The following is a 16,991-nucleotide window of genomic DNA, read 5'->3' on the forward strand; positions in this document are numbered from 1 at the left end:
CCGGTCCTTCTTCGTCCGTCCGAGCGGACGACGGGCACCTTTCCGCACCCCCTACGCGAGGTGACCATGTTCGGATCTGACAGCAGACAGGACTACTCAGACGACCGGGGATCCCGCCGCGGCCTCATCGCAGTGATCGCCGCGCTGTGCGCGGCGGCCGTGGCCGTGACCCTGATCACCGTCAACACCACGTCCGGCGAGGACGGCAAGCGGCCGGAACTGGCCGCTGCCGCCGACTCGTCGGCAGCAGGCAAAAACGTCGGATACTTCACCAACTGGGGTGTCTACCAGCGCGATTACCATGTCAAGAACATCGAGACCTCCGGCTCGGCGGACAAGCTGACCCACATCAACTACGCCTTCGGCAACGTCCAGGGCGGCAAGTGCACCGTGGGTGACAGCTACGCCGACTACGAGAAGGCCTACACCGCCGAACAGAGCGTCGACGGCCAGGCCGACACCTGGGACCAGCCGTTGCGCGGCAACTTCAACCAGCTGCTGAAGCTCAAGAAGAAGCACCCGGACCTGAAGGTGCTGTGGTCCTTCGGCGGCTGGAGCTGGTCCAAGGGCTTCACCGAGGCGGCCAAGAACCCGGACGCCTTCGCCGAGTCCTGCTTCAACCTGGTCAACGACCCGCGCTGGGAGGGCCTCTTCGACGGCATCGACATCGACTGGGAGTACCCCAACGCCTGCGGCCTCGGGTGCGACACCAGCGGCCCGGACGCCTTCGCCAACCTGATGAAGTCGCTGCGCGGCAAGTTCGGCGACAAGCTGGTGACGGCGGCCGTCACCGCCGACGGTTCCAAGGGCGGCAAGATGGAGGCGACCGACTACAAGGCGGCCGCGCAGTACGTCGACTGGTACCTGCCGATGACGTACGACTACTTCGGCGCCTTCGACAAGGAAGGTCCCACGGCGCCGCACTCGGCGCTGGAGACCTACGACGGCATCCCCAAGAAGCTCTTCGACACCAAGTCGTCCATCGCGTCGCTCATCTTCCGCGGGGTGCCCCCCGAGAAGGTACTGATGGGGCTCGGCTTCTACGGCCGCGGCTGGAGCGGGGTGACGCAGTCGGAGCCCGGCGGCAAGGCGACGGGTCCGGCTCCGGGCACCTACGAGCAGGGCATCGAGGACTACGAGGTGCTCAAGACCCGCTGTCCCGCCACCGGCAAGGTCGGGGGCACCGCCTACGCGCACTGCGGCGACCAGTGGTGGAGCTACGACACCCCGGAGACCCTGCACGGCAAGGTCGACTGGGCCAAGCAGCAGAAGCTGGGCGGCACCTTCGTCTGGGAGCTGAGCGGTGACACCCCGGACGGAGAGCTGATCAAGGCCATCCGGTAGGCGATCACCACGCAGACGAGGCCCCGCGGCACGGTTCCGCGGGGCCTTGGTGCGTCTCCCGCCGGGCGCGGTGCTCACGCCTCGGGGCGTACGCAGGTGTAGCCCTGCTCCAGCAGTACGGGCAGGTAGCGGTCGACGGCCTGGACGGTCTGCTCGCGGGGGCCGCCGCCGTCGTGCTGGAGGACGATGGCGCCGGGGGTGGCCTTGTCGAGGACGGCGCGCACGATGGTGGTCGTACCGGGGCGCGACCAGTCGCGGGTGTCCAGGGACCAGCCCATCGGCTCCATGCCCAGGCGGGCGCAGATCTTCAGCGAGGGGGCGTGCCAGTCGCCGTAGGGGGCGCGGCACCAGGTGGGCGGGACGCCGAGCACACGGTCGATGAGTTCGCTGGTGCGGGAGAGTTCGCTCTCGATGTCCTTGGTGCGCAGCCGGGTCAGCTGGCGGTGGCTGTAGGAGTGGTTGGCGACGACGTGCCCTTCGGCGGCGATGTCGTGCAGCAGTTCGGGGAAGACGGCGGCGTTCTCGCCGACGACGAAGAACGTGGCCTGCACGCCGTGCCGCCGCAACACCTCCAGCAGCGCCGGGGTGTGGACGGGGTGCGGCCCGTCGTCGAACGTGAGCGCGAGGACGCGGCGCCCGTGCGTTCCGGGCAGCGTCATCTCCGCCTGGGTGCGCACGGGCGGGTGGGCGCTCGGCGCACCCATCGACGTCTCCCCGGCGAGCGGGCGCAGCCGGTAGCTGTCGGTGGCGGCGTGCTCCGCGTGCTCCGCGTGCGGGAGGCCGCGCACCGGCCGCCTGCCCGCGCCGGCACCGCCGCCCGCCGGGCGCGTCGGGTCGCCCGGATGCTTCGCGGCGGCGACGGCGTGTCCCTTCCGCCCGGCGTCGTGGTATGCGAACGCTCCAGCAGCGACACCCGACAGCGCCGCCGTGCCGACGCCGAGGCCGGTGAACAGCAGACCCCGTCGCGTGAAGATATGACAATCAGATCGCATGTCCCCTGCGTAGCACCGGCGCGCCGCGTCACGGGTGACGCGGCGCGCGGCATCCGCGAGTCCGCCCGAACGGCGCACACCGCCGGAGGCGGCCGTACACCCGACGGCCGCCCGGACCGGCAGGTGTGCGGCGGACCGGCAGGTGTACGGCGGACCGGCAGGTGCACGGCGGACCGGCAGGTCAGGTGGGGTCCGGGGCGGCCCACGGCTCGTCGTCCTCCGGTTCGTCCTGCACGCGCAGGGCGGCGATCCAGTGCGGCAGCAGCCAGTGCAGCACCAGGAGGCCGAACCCCGCCGTCGCCAGAGGGGCGGCGAGGGCGTCGAGGCCGGCGCCGGTGAGCCAGGCGGCGTAGAAGCCGAGCAGTGCCGCGGCCATCACCGAAGAGCTGATCCGGTAGGCCAGCGCGTGCACCGTGCCGCGCTCGGCGAGCTGCCGCTCGTCCAAAACCCGGGGGCGCAGCTCCAGCAGGCCCCGCGTCATGGAGTTGAGGAGCCCCATGAGGGGGATCCAGGCCAGCCCTGCCACCAGCAGGGCGACCAGCGGCCAGGGGGACGAGACGGCGAGCGGCGTCACCATGCCCGCCGCGGCCACGGCCGTGGCCGCGATGTGCGCGGCCACGATGCGGCGCCGCGCGCGCCGGGTCGCGTGGTAGCGCTTGGTGCGCGCGTCGTTCATGGTCTTGAGCATCCATGTGTCGTAGCGCGTGGTGTTCGAGCGCGTCGTGGTCATCGCGGCGTCCTCCCCGTGTCGTCGGCACTGCCCGTCCCGTCGGCCGGGCCGCCGTACAGCTCGTCCGTGAGCGGGCGGAAGGGCTCCAGGGAGAACAGCGCCTCCACCGGGAGCCGGAAGTGGGCGGCGATCCGGAGCGCCAGATCGAGGCTGGGGTTGTACTGCCCGCGCTCGATGTAGCCGATCGTCTGGTAGTGCGCACCCACCGCCGTGGCCAGCGCCTGGCGGGACACCTTCCGCTCCGCCCGCACGACCGCCAGCCTGTTGTGCACTTGCTCGCTCATGTATAAGAAGTACTACATCACGCCGCAGGCCCGCAACACTGTGCGCCTCGCCATCGCCTCGGCCCCGCCCCGTACGCGTGCGCCCCCGTCAGCCCACCACCAGCACCACCTTGCCTCGCACATGACCGCTCTCGCTCTCCGCCATCGCGGCTGCCGCGTCCGCCAGCGGGTACATCCGGTGCACAGGCAACCGCAGCCCGAAGCCCGTCGCGTGCAGGGCCGACGCCTCGGCGAGCGCCCCCGCGAAGTCCCAGTCCCCGCCTCCGCCGGAAAAGTGCACACCCGACCGTGCGGCCTCGTCCGGGTGGACGATGGTGACGACCCGCGCGCTGCCGCCCGTCAACGCGAGGGACGCCTCCACGGAGCCGCCCCGTCGATCGCCGCGTCCACACCCCGCGGGGACAGCCGCCGCACCCGCTCGGTCAGCCCCTCCCCGTAACTGACCGGCTCGCCGCCCAACTTCCGTACATACGCGTGGTTGTGCTCGCTCGCGGTGCCGATGACACGGATTCCGCGCGCCGCCGCGAGCTGGAGCGCCAGCGTGCCGACCCCGCCGGCCGCCGCGTGGAAGAGCAGCGTCTCGCCCCGCTCCAGGCCCAGGTACGCGAAGCACCGCAGCGCTGTCTCGGCGGCTGTGGGGATCACCGCGGCCTCCGCCCACCCCAGTGCGTGCGGCCTGCGCGCCAGGTTGCGGGCCTCGGCCAGTGCGTGGGCGGCGTAGCTTCCCGTGGAGGTACGTCCGAACACCTCGTCGCCGACGTCGAGTCCGCCCACGTCAGGGCCGACGGCCTCGACGACGCCTGCCGCCTCCAGCCCGGGGACGTGCGGCAGCGGCACCGGGAACAGTTCGGTCATCCCGCCCCGGCGGATCTTCCAGTCCAGCGGGTTGACCGCCGCCGTCCGCACCCGGACGCGGACCTGTCCCGGCCCCGGTTCGGGCAGCTCGACCCGGTGCGGCGCGAGGACGTCGGCCGCCCCGAACCGGTCGAAGGCCATGGCGTGCGTGGTGAGTGTCATCGGGTGTTCTCCTCGGGTCGTACGGAGGTGCCGGCGGGGTGCGGCGGTACGGCCGGGCCGGTCCCGCACCGCACCACTGTCACCGGCGGGCGGCCGGTGGCGGGCCCCTCGAAAGACCGGACCTCGGCTCTCCTTACGGCCAGGTGGCCGCAGGCCGCGCAGTCGTACGGTGGGCCGGGTGGAACCACGCTGGAGCAGTCCCGACGACGCACTGGCCCGGGCGTTCGACCTCGTCGCGGCGCCGCTGCCCGAACTGCTGGAGCGCACCTCGCGCGCACTGAACGGACTGGTGCGGCACACCGCAGCCGCGCAGTTGAGCGAGGTGTCCGCGTACGCGCCCAAGCAGGCCGTGGGCGCGGACCGCGACCTGGCCGCGCGCATCACCCACGACGAGCTGGGCCAGTTGGCCTTCCGGGTGCGGGTCGGTGCGCCCTGGTGGGGCGAGGCGGTGCTGGGCGGCGAGCGCCGCGCCGTGCTCGGTGTCGCGGCGGCACACGCCGGGAAAGGAGGCGCCTTGCTGGCGCTGACCGGGCTGCGGACGGCGGCACCGCCCCCGCCCGCCGTGCTGCGCACCGTGCAGCGCGTCTGGGACCTGGTGACCGTCTCCACCTACCGCCTCACCGCCGAGGCCTTCCCCTCGCACACGTCGGTCTCCCGCGTCGCCGCGGCGGCCCGCGCCGCCGTACTGGCGGAGCTGGCCGACGCGCACGGCGCCGCCCTCACGGGCGTCCTCACCGCCCTGCGCGCGCCCGCGCTGGACGACGCGGCGGCCCGCGCGGCCGCCACCGACCTGGCCGTCGACGCGCTCGCCGCGCTCGGCCGCATGACGTACTGGAACCGTGAGTTGAGCGAGGAGGACGCCGACACCGCCTTCCACCGCGGCGCCCGCGAGCTGCGGCCGCCGGCCCGCCACCGCGCGGTCCGGCTCGCGCTGCGTCCGCCCGGAAGCGGGCGCTCCCTGCCGTCCGACACCGCTCACACGGCGCGCGCCGCGACGCGCACCGTCGCACTCGCCCTGCTGGAGCAGGAAGGGGTCGGGCGGATGCACGTGGGCTGGTGGCTGGAGGGCGACACGTTGCGGATCGCCGTGCGGGACGACGGCCCCGGACGGCCGCCGGCGGACGAGCCCGTCGTCCCCGCGAACGTCGCGGAACGCGTCGCCGCGCTGGAGGGCACGGTGACCGCCGACCCGGTACCCGGCTGGGGCACGACGGTGACGCTCGTCCTCCCCCTGGGTGCCCCGGCCGGCGCCCGCACGGCGGCACCGCCCACGGTGGCAGCGGCGGCGGGACGGGCCGCGAGGACGGACCGGGCGGCAGTGGCCCACGGCGGCCCCCACGGCCTGCGCGACCTCCACCCCCGCGAGGCCCACGTACTGGAGCAGGTGTCACTGGGGCGCCGCAACCGCGAGATCGCGCGAGCGCTGGGCATCAGCGAGTCGACGGTGAAGTTCCACGTCTCCAACATCCTGGCCAAACTCGGGGTCACCACACGCGGTGAAGCGGCGGCCCTCACCCGCGCCTGGGGCCCCTGACCCCGACCGACGCCGACGCGAAACCCGGGCGGGCACGCCGAGGTTCGCTCTCGGCGGCCGGCCGACTGGTCCCGCACACCTGAGCGAGTGCGCCGGGTACTCTCACCCGGTGCCTTCCCTCGACCGTGTCCGCGCCCTGAGCCCGCTGCGCGGCGCCTCACGGCGCACCCTCCTCACCGCCCTGGCCGGCGTGGCGGCACTCGCCCTGGTCGCCGTCCTGGTCCCCGTGCTGCTCGACGGCCGGCAGGAGACCGTCTGCCGGCGCGCCCCCGTCCGGGCGCGCGCCCTGGCCGACGACCCGGAACGCGCGGCCAAAGCGCTGGACCCGGGCGAGGACGTGGCCCGCACGCGCCCGCTCAAGCGCCTCCTGCGGCCCGGCGGCCACCCGCTGTGCGAGGGCCCCGACGGCACCGCGCTGGCGGGCCGCACACTCGTCGCCGCGACCACGGGCCGCACCGCCGAGGACCAGGGCAGGCCCGCCCGCCCCCACACCGAGCGCGCGGCCCGGGTGACACACGCCGTCGTCCTGCTGCTCGGCGAGGGACACGACGGGCACGGGCCCGACTTCCCCCTCGGCCTGGCACCCCACCTCGCGCGGATGTTCGCCTCCTACATCCAGGACACCAGCCGTGCGATGACCCACGGACCGCCACGGGACGACCAGCGCCGGCCCACCATCAGCGACCGGGAAGCGGAGTACCCGGACGGGAGCGGCAACGCCGTCACCCCCTTCCCCAGCGGAGAAGACATCCACGTCGTCTTCCCGGACATCGAGCAGGCGCAGAACCTGATAGGCCGCCTGGCCGCCTCACCGCGCGCGTTCGCCACCCTGTACGACGCCGAACGCGCCCGCTTCGCCGCCTACCTGGAACGGCTCACCGACGACGCGCTGGAACCGGGCGCGAAGACCGAGTACGGGCTGTCGGGAACCGAGTCGGAACTCGAACAGAGCGCCGCCTTCGTGGCCAGGCTCATGGCCTCCCGCACGAGCGCCCTCGCGAACGGACTCGCCTCCTCACCCGACGCGTTCGACCGTGCGGTACTGCGCCACACCCGCGGCCTCTACCACGCCGCCGACCACCGGGTGCGCTCACGCCCCTCGGCGGCCACCCTCGCCCAGCGCCGCCCCGACGCCTCGCCGGGCACCGGCGGCAGGGCCGCGGAACAGCTGATGGACGGACGGATCCAGCTCTTCGCGGTCTTCGACGCCTGGGCGAAGGAGCGCGGCATACCCCCGGGCCGCGCCGAACGGCTCCGGGTGGCCATCGACTGGCGGTACGTGCTGGGGCTCCGCCTGATCTGAACCCGAGCGCCGTCGTGCCCGCGCGGCTCCTCACGGGCGGGTGGGCAGCCGCAGGTCCTCACAGCCGCGCGCGGCGCTCTCCTTCTTCGCGAAGGAGGAGAGCATCGCCAGCATCTCGTCCTTGCCCAACTGGTCGCGGTCCACCGTGGTGCTCTCCGGGCCCGTGTACTTGCCCGGTCTCCTGACGGTGATCTGGAAGCCCGCGGCCTGCCCTTCGCACCGCGCCAGTGCCCAGCCGTTGGCCTCCGTGAGCCACGGACCGGCCTGCTCCCGGTCCGTGCTCGCCTTGTTCGTCCTGGCGTCGAAGAGCCGCAGGCGCCGCGAGAAGTCGCCGTACCAGCCGTACAGCGTGACCACCGCCGCGTGCGGGTCGCCGTCCTCGTCGGTGCCCGAAGGCCGCACCTCGCAACTCGCCATCGGTGCGGGTCCGTCGGGGATGCGCAGATCGGCGGTCCAGGCCGACCCCTTCAAGGGGCCCTCGGCGAGCGCCGCGCAGGAGGTGTGGGCCGCGGCCGCGAGCCTGACGCCCTTCGGCTGCGCCCCCTGCTCCGGCAGGGGCAGCGGCTTCGCGTCGCAGCCCAGCTTCGCGGCCGCCTTGTTGGCGACGGCGACACCGGCGCGCAGCAGGTGGTGCGGCCGCCCCGGATGCCCGCCCGACACGCTCACCAGCAACTGCCCCCGGTGTCCTGCCGCGTCCTTGCCGCGCCCTGGGCACGAAGGCATCAGCCGCACCGTGGACATCTGGCCTTCGAACCCCGGCAGCCCGCCGGGAAGCGCCACCCGGGGGCGCCCGCCCTGGTCCTCGAACTCCCTGGACAACTCCCGGTCGATGTCGTCGCGGCGGCCGTAGACCTCGACCTCGATGACGCGCTCCTCTTCGCTGACCACCTCGCACGAGTAGCGCCCCAACTCGGCGCGGGTCTCGCTGGTGGACTCGGTCAGGTGCGCGTCCGGACTGCCCGCCGCGGCGCGCAGCGCGTCCATGCCGCCGTCGGGTATCGCCCCGTCGCAGGCGCTGGAGGCGATCCTCATGTCCTTGAGCGTCGGCTTGGCCGCCCATCCGGCGACACCGAGCACCAGCACTCCTGTCACGCACCAGCCGACGACGCGCCTGCGGCGGCGGCGCCGCTCTCCCTGTTCCCGGAGGACGCGCCAGCTCTCGCGCTGCTCGTCCGAGTAGTCGAGGAGCCCCGCCCGGCCGGTACGCTCCGCCTCTTCGGGCCCCCTGGCCTCATCGTCCGCCTCCGCCACCCGGGAACCGTATCCCAGCTCGCACACGTGTGCCCCCGTGCTCCGGAGCGGAACACGGGGGCACACGGCACCCGCAGGCGGACCGTCAGGAGAGAATCACTCCCACTCGATCGTCCCCGGCGGCTTGCTCGTCACATCCAGCGTGACCCGGTTGATCTCGGAGACCTCGTTGGTGATCCGCGTCGAGATACGGGCCAGCACGTCGTACGGCAGCCGCGACCAGTCGGCCGTCATCGCGTCCTCGGACGAGACCGGACGCAGCACCACCGGGTGCCCGTACGTCCGCGCGTCGCCCTGGACACCGACGCTGCGCACCTCGGCGAGCAGCACGACCGGGCACTGCCAGATCTGGCGGTCGAGACCGGCGGCCGTCAGCTCCTCGCGGGCGATCGCGTCGGCCTCCCGCAGCACGTCCAGCCGCTCGCGCGTCACCTCGCCCACGATCCGGATGCCCAGCCCGGGGCCCGGGAACGGCTGGCGCTGGACGATCTCCTCCGGCAGCCCCAGCTCCTGGCCAACCTGCCGCACCTCGTCCTTGAACAGCTTGCGCAGCGGCTCCACCAGCTCGAACTCGAGATCCTCGGGGAGACCGCCCACGTTGTGGTGCGACTTGATGTTGGCCGTGCCCGTGCCGCCGCCGGACTCCACCACGTCCGGGTAGAGGGTGCCCTGCACGAGGAAGGCGACCGGCTCGTCGCTCGGCGCCTCCGCGACGATCTCGGCCTGCGCGGCCTCGAACACGCGGATGAACTCCCGGCCGATGATCTTGCGCTTCTGCTCCGGGTCCGAGACCCCCGCCAGCGCGTCCAGGAAGCGGTCGGCCGCGTCCACGACCTTAAGCTGCACGCCGGTCGCCGCCACGAAGTCCTTCTCGACCTGCTCGGTCTCGCCCTTGCGCATCAGCCCATGGTCGACGTACACGCAGGTGAGCTGCTCGCCGATCGCCTTCTGCACCAGCGCGGCGGCCACCGCCGAGTCCACGCCGCCGGACAGCCCGCAGATCGCGCGCTTGCTGCCGACCTGCGCCCTGATCGCCTCGACCTGCTCGTCGACGATGCTCTCCGTCGTCCACGACGGGGTCAGCCCCGCGCCCCGGTACAGGAAGTGCTCCAGCACCTGCTGGCCGTGCGTGGAGTGCATCACCTCGCAGTGGTGCTGGATGCCGTACAGCTTCCGCTCGTCGTTCTCGAACGCCGCCACGGGCACCAGATCCGTGGACGCCGTGACGGTGAAGCCCTCCGGCGCCGCGGAACAGGCGTCGCCGTGGGACATCCACACCTGCTGCTCGTCCGGGGTCCCCTCGAACAGCGTCGAGCCCGACCTGGTGACCGCCAGCGACGTCGCGCCGTACTCGCGGCTGCCCGTGTTGTCGACGGTGCCGCCCAGCGCCGTCGCCATCAGCTGGAAGCCGTAGCAGATGCCGAGAACCGGGACACCCGCCTCGAAGACGCCGCGGTCGAGGGAGGGGGCACCCTCCGCGTACACGGAGGAGGGGCCGCCGGAAAGGATGATCGCCTTCGGGTTCTTGGCGAGCATCTCGGCGGCCGGCATGGTCGAGGGGACGATCTCGCTGTACACCCGCGCCTCACGCACCCGACGCGCGATGAGCTGGGCATACTGCGCGCCGAAGTCGACGACGAGCACGGTGTCCGGGGCGCTGCTCTCGGACGGGTTGGAAGCCACGAAGCTGATGCCTTTCGGCGGTGAAGGGGTTCACCCCCGATGATACCGATCCCCTTCCGGACCCCACGCCCGCGCGCGCTCCCCCACCGCACGGACAGCGCCCCCGGCACCCCGCAGGGGAGGGCGGCTCGGGCGCGGGCGGCCGTGACATACTGGGCGCGTGTTTACGCAGAGCGCTTTCTGGTTTACCTATGGCACCGGTCCGGCCGGCTGCCATGGTCGACGTTCTGTGTGAGCAAGAGAACACACGACTTCCCCAGGCGCCCCGGGCCGGCCAAGGCCCGGGGCGCCTGTGTGTCGGTTCCCGGGCCGCCGTAGCCCGAGGGCTCCACCGAGCTGAGGAGCTGGCAGCTGATGCGCCCGACCACCGTCACCGAACCGACCCCGCAGGCCGCCCCGGACGACCCCGAGACGGTGATCGCCGCGGAGCGCGCCCGTATCGACGCCCTGGACACCCGCATCGTGGCGCTGGTCCGCGAGCGGATGGAGGTCTCCGAGACGATCCAGCGCGTACGGATCGAGTCGGGCGGCCGCCGGGTCCATCTCGCTCGCGAGATGGAGATCCTCGACCACTACAGCGGCGAGCTCGGCTCAGCGGGCCGCGACCTGGCGATGACGCTGCTGCGGCTGTGCCGCGGACATTAGGGCTTGCCCTGCGGGGCCTCTTCCGGCACGGGGGTGCCACTGCCCGCAGTGTGCGGGCCGCGGGGCCCGAAGAGGCCTCACCCGTACGGCGCGTGACCGGCTCGGAGGGGCTTCGTTGATCCCGGTGTCCCTGATCTCCGCCGGGCGTCCGGCGGCGAGCGGGGCGGCGTCACCGGAGCGATGAGACGTCCGTCCTTCCCGGGAGGGGAGACGCCGGGCGTCGTGGGACCTCGCTTTGGTGCTGTGACCGGACGGCAGGGGACAGCAGCCCGGTCACGACAGCGGCCGGTCCCGGGGACGCTCTGGGCCGGCCGCTCCGCGGTCTTTCGACGGCGTCACGAGCGCACTGCGGACTCCGCGCCGAGCTGGCAAAAATCCCGCTCCGTCGAAACGGTTGCGGAAGGTGAGCCGCATCCAGGACGATGCGAGAGCGAGCCCAGTGAGCGCACCACTCGACGACCACGGGTCGGCCGTGGCGGACTTCCGCCATTGGTTCGACCAATCCGGCGGCGCTTCCCCCCGGCGCCGCCTCACAGCACGGGCGCTGCCCTGACGCCGGTGCTGGTCCGAGGGCCCCGCGGCTGCCGCCACCCACCCGGCCGGCGCCACGGGGCCCTTCGTCGTGGCCCCGCCCGGACCGTGGCACCGCCGGCCGGGCGCTCCCGCGCGGGTTTCAGTCCGCCGTTCCCGCCTCCCGCGCCGGCACGTCCGGCACCGGCAGCAGGGGCAGCCGCAGGGCCCCGAAGGCGCTCTCGGGTACCGCGGGCTCGACCGGCGTGACGGGCGCCAGCCGCTGGTAGGCGGCGTCCTGGGCTGGACGCGGGTCGCTCTCGCCCCTGTTGGGCCAAAACGACATGGCGCGCTCCGCCTGCGCGGTGATGGTCAGCGACGGGTTGACGCCGAGGTTCGCGGAGACGGCCGAGCCGTCGACGACGGAGATGCCGGGGTGGCCGTGCAGCCGGTGGTAGGGGTCGATGACGCCGTGCTCGGTGTCCTCTCCGATGGGGCAGCCCCCCAGGAAGTGGGCGGTGAGCGGGGTGCCCATCAGTTCGCCGACGTTGGTGCCGGCGAAGCCGTTGATCTCCTCGGCGAGCGCGGTCGCCGCCTGGGCGCCCTCGGGGATGTGCACCGGGTTGGGGGCGCCGTGCCCCTGCCGCGCGGTGAGCATGCCCTTGCCGAGGCCGCCCTTCTTGCGGTAGGTGGTCAGCGAGTTGTCGAGCGTCTGCATGACGAGCCCGATGATGATGCGCTCCGACCACTTGCGCGCGGACAGCGAGCGGGCGAACAGCGCGGGGTGCCGCAGACAGGTCAGCACGTGCGCCAGGGCGCCGGGCAGGGTGGTGTTCTGCCGCACCTGGAGGGTGGTCAGGGCGCTCATCGCGTTGGAGCCCTTGCCGTAACGGACGGGCTCGATGTGGGTGTTGGCGTCGGGGTGGACGGACGAGGTGATGGCGACGCCCTTGGTGAAGTCGAGCTCCGCGTCCTTGCCCCACTTCTTGCGGTAGCGGCGCGCCACGGTCTGCGCGCCGACGAGGGCCTCGGAGTTGGTGCGGGTCAGCTCGCCGAGGCGCGGGGAGAGGTGCGGCAGCGTGCCGGCGTCCTTGACGCGGTGCAGCAGCTTCTGCGTGCCGTAGGTGCCGGCCGCGAGGACGACGCGGCGGGCGCGCAGGACGCGGGGTTTCGCGCGGCGCCGGTCGGTGCGCAGCGTCGCCACCTCGTAGCCGTCCTCGTCGGTGCCCGGGGTGCGCTCGCGGATGCCCACGACGGTGGTGAGGGGGCGGATCTCGGCTCCGGCCTGCTCGGCGAGGTGGAGGTAGTTCTCGTTCAGAGTGTTCTTGGCGCCCCTGCGGCAGCCCGTCATGCACTCGCCGCATTCGACGCAGGCGGTGCGTGCGGGGCCCGCGCCGCCGAAGTAGGGGTCGGGGACCTGTTCGCCGGGGGTGGTGCGCGCGGTGCCGTCGCCGTCGTCGCCGTCACCGTAGAAGACGCCGACGGGGGCGAGGTGGAAGGTGTCGCCGTAGCCCATGCGGTCGGCGGCGGCCTTCAGGTGGACGTCCGAGGGGGTGGTGGTGGGGTTGAGGCGGACGCCGAGCATGCGCTTGGCCTGGTCGTAGTAGGGCGCGAGTTCGGCCTGCCAGTCGGTGATGTGGCCCCACTGGCGGTCCTCGAAGAACTGCTTGGGGGGCACGTAGAGGGTGTTGGCGTAGTTGAGGGAGCCGCCACCGACCCCCGCTCCTGCCAGGATCATGACATTGGCGAGCAGGTGGATGCGCTGGATGCCGTAGAGGCCGAGCGAGGGCGCCCACAGGAAGTTCTTCACGTCCCAGGAGTTCTTGGGCAACTCGTCGCGGGAGAAGCGCCGGCCGGCCTCCAGCACGCAGACCCGGTAGCCCTTCTCGGTCAGCCGCAGCGCCGAGACGGAGCCGCCGAAACCGGAGCCGACGACCAGCACGTCGTAGTCGAACGGGTCTGCGTCCGCCCGCTTGTGGGCAGCGTGGGGTAGGGACACGAGTACCTCCGGTTCTGCGGTGACGATGCGGGCCGGCCGCCGGTGGGGGCGGCGGCGGTTTCACGGGCGGGGCCGCCGGGCCGGAGCCGCCGGGCGCGGCGGCGGTCGCTCAGCGGAAGCGGAGCGGCTGCTCAGCGGAAGCGGAGCGTCTTGAGTGCCTTGAGGGAGCGCGACATGAACGCCGCGTAGGCCTCGTCGCTCATGCCGAGCGACGGCGCCATCGGCAGCACCCGCTGGTGCGCCACCGTCTGCGGCTCGGTGTACTTCAAGATGCCCTCCGAGCCGTGGCGGCGGCCGAGTCCCGAGTCGCCCATCCCGCCCATCGGGGCCTGGGCGCTGCCGTACGCGGAGGCGTAGCCCTCGTTGACGTTGACGGTTCCGGTGCGCAGCCGGGCGGCGGTCTCACGGGCCCGGCGGCCGTTGCCGCTCCAGACGGAGGAGTTGAGGCCGTAGGCGCTGCGGTTGGCGAGGTCGATCGCCTCGTCCACGTCCGCGAAACGGTAGACGGACACGACGGGTCCGAAGGTCTCCTCGGCGCAGACGGTCATCTCCTGCTCGACGCCTTCCAGCACGGTCGGCTCGTGGAACAGCGGGCCGACGTCCGGGCGGTGCCTGCCGCCCGCCAGCACCTTCGCCCCCTTGGCCACGGCGTCCTGTACGTGCCGCTGCACCGTCTCCAGCTGCCGTTCGGACACCAGCGAGCCCATGTCGGCGCCGTAGGCGAGGGAGGTGCCGAGCCGCATGGCCCGCACCCTGGCCAGGAAGCGTTCCAGGAAGGCGTCGGCGACCGACTCGTGGACGTACAGGCGCTCGATGGAGATGCACAGCTGCCCGGCGGAGGAGAAGGCGCCGCGCACCGCGCCCGCCGCCGCCTTGTCGAGGTCGGCGTCGTCCAGGACGAGCATCGCGTTCTTGCCGCCCAGCTCCAGCGAGCAGCCCACCAGGCGGGCCGCGGCGCGCTGGGCGACCTCGCGCCCCGTGCGGGTCGAGCCGGTGAAGGAGACGTAGTCGCCGCGATCGGCGACCTCGGGGCCGATCACGGGGCCCTCCCCGAGGACGACCTGCCACACGTCCTCGGGCAGCCCCGCCTGGACCATCAGGTCGCGGGCCCACAGCGCGGTCAGCGCGGTCTGGGTGTCGGGCTTCATCACCACCGCGTTGCCGGCGGCGAAGGCCGGCAACGCGTCTCCGACGGACAGCTCGAAGGGGTAGTTCCAGGGTGCGATCTGGCCGACGACGCCCCGGGGGTGACGCAGCTCGGTGACCTTCGTCAGCGCGGGTATCGCCCCCGTGTGCCGCTTGGGCCGCAGGTAGGAGGCGGCCTTGCGGCCGTAGTGGCGGGCGGCGACGGTGACCGCCTGGACCTCCTCGTGCGCGTGCAGCCGCGCCTTGCCGGTCTCCAGCTGGATGAGGTCGAGCACCTCGGACTGGCGGGCCAGCACGAGATCGTGGAAGCGCAGCAGTACGGCCGCGCGCTGCCGCACCGGCAGCGCCGCCCACCGCCGCTGCGCCGCACGCGCCGTCTCGAAGGCGGTGGCGACGTCTTGGGGGGTGGACTCGGGCAGCTCGGCCAGCACGTCCCCGGTGAAGGGGGAGCGGCTGGTCGTCTTGCCGCTGCCCACCACGCCGCGGGTCAGCGCCGCGACGAGGTCCCTGGTGACCACGTCGGCCGCGGACCGTGCGCCCGCGGGCGCGGGGGCCACCGGGTTGCCGTCGGCGGGAGCGGCGGCGGCTGAGGGGTTGGTGCTCTCCAGCGAGTCCGTCATGCGCCCGAGCGTACGACTCGGGGCACCGGCTCGTATACCCGGCGGTAACCCCTTTTCACGGAATCCGCCAGTGATTGCTGGCAACACCGCGCAGCGGCGCAGGACCGTCACGTCCACGGCGCCCGCACGGTCACAGATCGTGGATCTTCAGGGACTTCTTCGCCTCGTCGAAGACCTGCTCGCCGTCCTGGTGCGACTTGCCCTTGGCGGGCATCTCCACCTTGAGCCGCCAGCGCACGCCGTCACCGTTGACGTAGATCAGCTCGTGCCGGAGCTTCTTGGGGCCCTCGGGCTCGTCCACGTCGTCGAGCCCCTGGAAGGTGGTGACGACCTCGGCCGCCTCCTTGCCCTGCTGATCGGCCTCCGTCACCCGGGAGACGACGTTGCCCATCGTGTCGCGGTAGCCGTCCTCCTCGGCACCGTCCTCGTAGAACTTCTTCCAGGAGTTGGCCTCCGCGAGCGAGCTGTCCTTGATGTCCTTGCTCGACCTGCTCAGCTCCATCGCGATGACGCTCCCCGGATCGGTGAAGGCCACCGACTGCTCGTCGGCACTGCGCTTGTACTCCTCGGGCACGGCCAGGGAGGCCCGCACCCGCTTGTCCTCGTTGCGCGTATGCCAGCCGTCCGGCGCCTGGTCGGCCGTCAGGACGAAGAACAGCGTGAGCGCGGCCGCGAGCGCGACCACCACACCGCCCGTGCCGAACTGCCAGCGGCGCTCGGTGCGCAGCTTGCCGAAGAACCCGCCCAGCCCGCGCGCGACCGCGTTGCCGCCGCCCTGCCCTCCCGGCACGGGACGCGGCGAGCGCACCGGCGGACGCGCCACGTCCTGAAGCGTCTGGCGGACCTCCGTCGCATCAGGACGCAGCGCCGGCTCCTTGGCCAGCAGCCGGGTGAGCAGCATCCCGAACGCGCCCGACGCGCTCAGCGCCCGCGCGGGCCGCTGCGGCTCGGACGAGAGCACCGCCTGCAGCGTGGCCGGACTGTTGGAACGGCGGAACGGGGAGACGCCCTCGGTCGCCGCGTACAGCACCACACCCAGCGACCACAGGTCCGACTCGGGGCCGGGACGCTGGCCCAGCACCCGCTCCGGCGCGGTGAACTCGGGCGAGCCCACGAACGTGCCCGTCTCCGTCAGCCCCTGCTCCCCCTGCACCTGCGCGATACCGAAGTCGGTCAGCACCACCCGGTCGTACCGGCCCAGCAGCACGTTGTCCGGCTTCACGTCGCGGTGCAGCACGCCCTTCTCGTGCGCGGCGTCCAGTGCCCCCGCCACCGCGAGACCGATCCGGGCCGCCTCGCGCGCGTCCAGCGTGCCCTCGCCCAGCACATCGGCCAGCGAACGCCCCTGGACCAGCTCCATGACGATCCACGGCTGGTCGTCCTCGACCACCACGTCGTGGATGGTGACGACGGAAGGGTGCTCGATACGCGCCGCGGTACGGGCCTCGCGGCGCATCCGCGCGTGCATGGTCTCGCGCTCGCGCGCCGGCAGGTGGTCGGGCAGCCGCGGTTCCTTGACCGCCACGTCCCGGTCGACGACCTCGTCGTGGGCTCGCCACACCGTGCCCATGCCACCGTGCCCCAGCCGGGACGCGAGGCGGTAACGGCCGCCGACCAGCCGCCCGGTGCCCGGATCAGCGCCGGCGGCGGGCGGTGCCGGCACCGAGGCTCTGGTCGGCTCGTAGGTACGCGGATCCCGCGCGGGCGGAGGGCTCGGGGCACCTCCCGACGCCTGCGGCTCGTGGTGAGCATCTCCTGGGGCCTGTTGGGCCTGTTGGGCCTGTTGGGCCTGTTGGGCCTGTGAAGGCGGGGAGGGCTGGTGGTCCTGGTGGCTCGCCTGCGCGGGCGGCCGCAGCCCGTAGCTGGTCGACTCGTCCAACCGCCCCTGCTCCCCCGAATGCGTCATGGCCTCCACCCTGAACCAACCGGAAAC

General features: G+C 73.0%; 12 protein-coding genes and 1 pseudogene. 4 read left to right on the forward strand and 9 right to left on the reverse strand.

The window, feature by feature from the left end; all coding sequences use genetic code 11:
- Positions 1 to 66: 66 nt before the first annotated feature.
- The gene (locus DTL70_RS20435; protein ID WP_114023426.1) at positions 67 to 1,344 is read left to right on the forward strand and encodes a glycoside hydrolase family 18 protein; all 1,278 of its coding nucleotides are present in this window, start codon (positions 67 to 69) and stop codon (positions 1,342 to 1,344) included.
- A gap of 74 nt (positions 1,345 to 1,418) precedes the next feature.
- On the opposite strand, the gene DTL70_RS20440 is transcribed toward DTL70_RS20435, so the two are convergent.
- The 4 genes and pseudogenes from DTL70_RS20440 to DTL70_RS20455 form a co-directional block, all read right to left on the reverse strand.
- Positions 1,419 to 2,336, reverse strand: coding sequence for a polysaccharide deacetylase family protein (locus DTL70_RS20440; RefSeq protein ID WP_114023427.1), 918 nt, complete (start codon positions 2,334 to 2,336; stop codon positions 1,419 to 1,421).
- 181 nt (positions 2,337 to 2,517) lie between these two features.
- Positions 2,518 to 3,066 carry a hypothetical protein gene (locus tag DTL70_RS20445; protein WP_114023428.1) on the reverse strand — a complete coding sequence of 183 codons (549 nt, stop codon included), beginning with the start codon at positions 3,064 to 3,066 and terminating at the stop codon, positions 2,518 to 2,520.
- Positions 3,063 to 3,350 carry a helix-turn-helix transcriptional regulator gene (locus tag DTL70_RS20450; RefSeq protein WP_114023429.1) on the reverse strand — a complete coding sequence of 96 codons (288 nt, stop codon included), beginning with the start codon at positions 3,348 to 3,350 and terminating at the stop codon, positions 3,063 to 3,065. The genes DTL70_RS20445 and DTL70_RS20450 overlap by 4 nt, the downstream gene beginning before the upstream one ends.
- Positions 3,351 to 3,438: 88 nt before the next feature.
- Positions 3,439 to 4,367: pseudogene (locus DTL70_RS20455) on the reverse strand (NADP-dependent oxidoreductase).
- 178 nt (positions 4,368 to 4,545) lie between these two features.
- Between DTL70_RS20455 and DTL70_RS20460 the strand changes: the two are divergent.
- Positions 4,546 to 5,901: a helix-turn-helix transcriptional regulator gene (locus tag DTL70_RS20460; protein WP_114023430.1), complete on the forward strand. Its 1,356-nt coding sequence runs from the start codon at positions 4,546 to 4,548 to the stop codon at positions 5,899 to 5,901.
- Between the two features lie 109 nt (positions 5,902 to 6,010).
- On the forward strand, positions 6,011 to 7,204 hold the full coding sequence (locus DTL70_RS20465) for a hypothetical protein (RefSeq protein ID WP_114023431.1): 1,194 nt from the start codon (positions 6,011 to 6,013) through the stop codon (positions 7,202 to 7,204).
- 30 nt (positions 7,205 to 7,234) lie between these two features.
- Here the strand turns inward: DTL70_RS20465 and DTL70_RS20470 are convergent, their stop codons facing one another.
- Positions 7,235 to 8,455, reverse strand: a complete 1,221-nt coding sequence (locus DTL70_RS20470) for a hypothetical protein (protein WP_147266798.1) — start codon at positions 8,453 to 8,455, stop codon at positions 7,235 to 7,237.
- Between the two features lie 96 nt (positions 8,456 to 8,551).
- Positions 8,552 to 10,138 (reverse strand): glutamine-hydrolyzing GMP synthase, encoded by a 1,587-nt coding sequence (gene guaA / locus DTL70_RS20475; protein ID WP_114023433.1) that lies wholly within the window; start codon positions 10,136 to 10,138, stop codon positions 8,552 to 8,554.
- A 354-nt stretch (positions 10,139 to 10,492) separates the two neighbouring features.
- Between guaA and DTL70_RS20480 the strand changes: the two genes are divergently transcribed.
- Entirely contained in the window at positions 10,493 to 10,783 is a 291-nt protein-coding gene (locus tag DTL70_RS20480) for a chorismate mutase (protein ID WP_114023434.1), read from the forward strand.
- 673 nt (positions 10,784 to 11,456) lie between these two features.
- Here the strand turns inward: DTL70_RS20480 and DTL70_RS20485 are convergent.
- The 3 genes from DTL70_RS20485 to DTL70_RS20495 form a co-directional block, all read right to left on the reverse strand.
- On the reverse strand, positions 11,457 to 13,292 hold the full coding sequence (locus tag DTL70_RS20485; RefSeq protein ID WP_114023435.1) for a GMC oxidoreductase: 1,836 nt from the start codon (positions 13,290 to 13,292) through the stop codon (positions 11,457 to 11,459).
- A 131-nt stretch (positions 13,293 to 13,423) separates the two neighbouring features.
- A complete protein-coding gene (locus DTL70_RS20490) occupies positions 13,424 to 15,058 on the reverse strand; it encodes a succinic semialdehyde dehydrogenase (RefSeq protein WP_114023436.1) in 1,635 nt (544 codons plus the stop codon).
- 130 nt (positions 15,059 to 15,188) lie between these two features.
- The gene (locus DTL70_RS20495) at positions 15,189 to 16,964 is read right to left on the reverse strand and encodes a serine/threonine-protein kinase (RefSeq protein ID WP_114023437.1); all 1,776 of its coding nucleotides are present in this window, start codon (positions 16,962 to 16,964) and stop codon (positions 15,189 to 15,191) included.
- Positions 16,965 to 16,991: the final 27 nt, after the last annotated feature.

The organism is Streptomyces diacarni, from assembly GCF_003323715.1.
Lineage (GTDB): Bacteria > Actinomycetota > Actinomycetes > Streptomycetales > Streptomycetaceae > Streptomyces > Streptomyces diacarni.

Bases quoted from the DNA above. Each gene is read 5' to 3' on its own strand.
- DTL70_RS20435 (WP_114023426.1), top strand. From the start codon at position 67: ATGTTCGGATCTGACAGCAGACAGGACTACTCAGACGACCGGGGATCC.
- DTL70_RS20440 (WP_114023427.1), bottom strand. From the start codon at position 2,336: ATGCGATCTGATTGTCATATCTTCACGCGACGGGGTCTGCTGTTCACC.
- DTL70_RS20445 (WP_114023428.1), bottom strand. From the start codon at position 3,066: ATGACCACGACGCGCTCGAACACCACGCGCTACGACACATGGATGCTC.
- DTL70_RS20450 (WP_114023429.1), bottom strand. From the start codon at position 3,350: ATGAGCGAGCAAGTGCACAACAGGCTGGCGGTCGTGCGGGCGGAGCGG.
- DTL70_RS20480 (WP_114023434.1), top strand. From the start codon at position 10,493: ATGCGCCCGACCACCGTCACCGAACCGACCCCGCAGGCCGCCCCGGAC.
- DTL70_RS20490 (WP_114023436.1), bottom strand. From the start codon at position 15,058: ATGACGGACTCGCTGGAGAGCACCAACCCCTCAGCCGCCGCCGCTCCC.
- DTL70_RS20495 (WP_114023437.1), bottom strand. From the start codon at position 16,964: ATGACGCATTCGGGGGAGCAGGGGCGGTTGGACGAGTCGACCAGCTAC.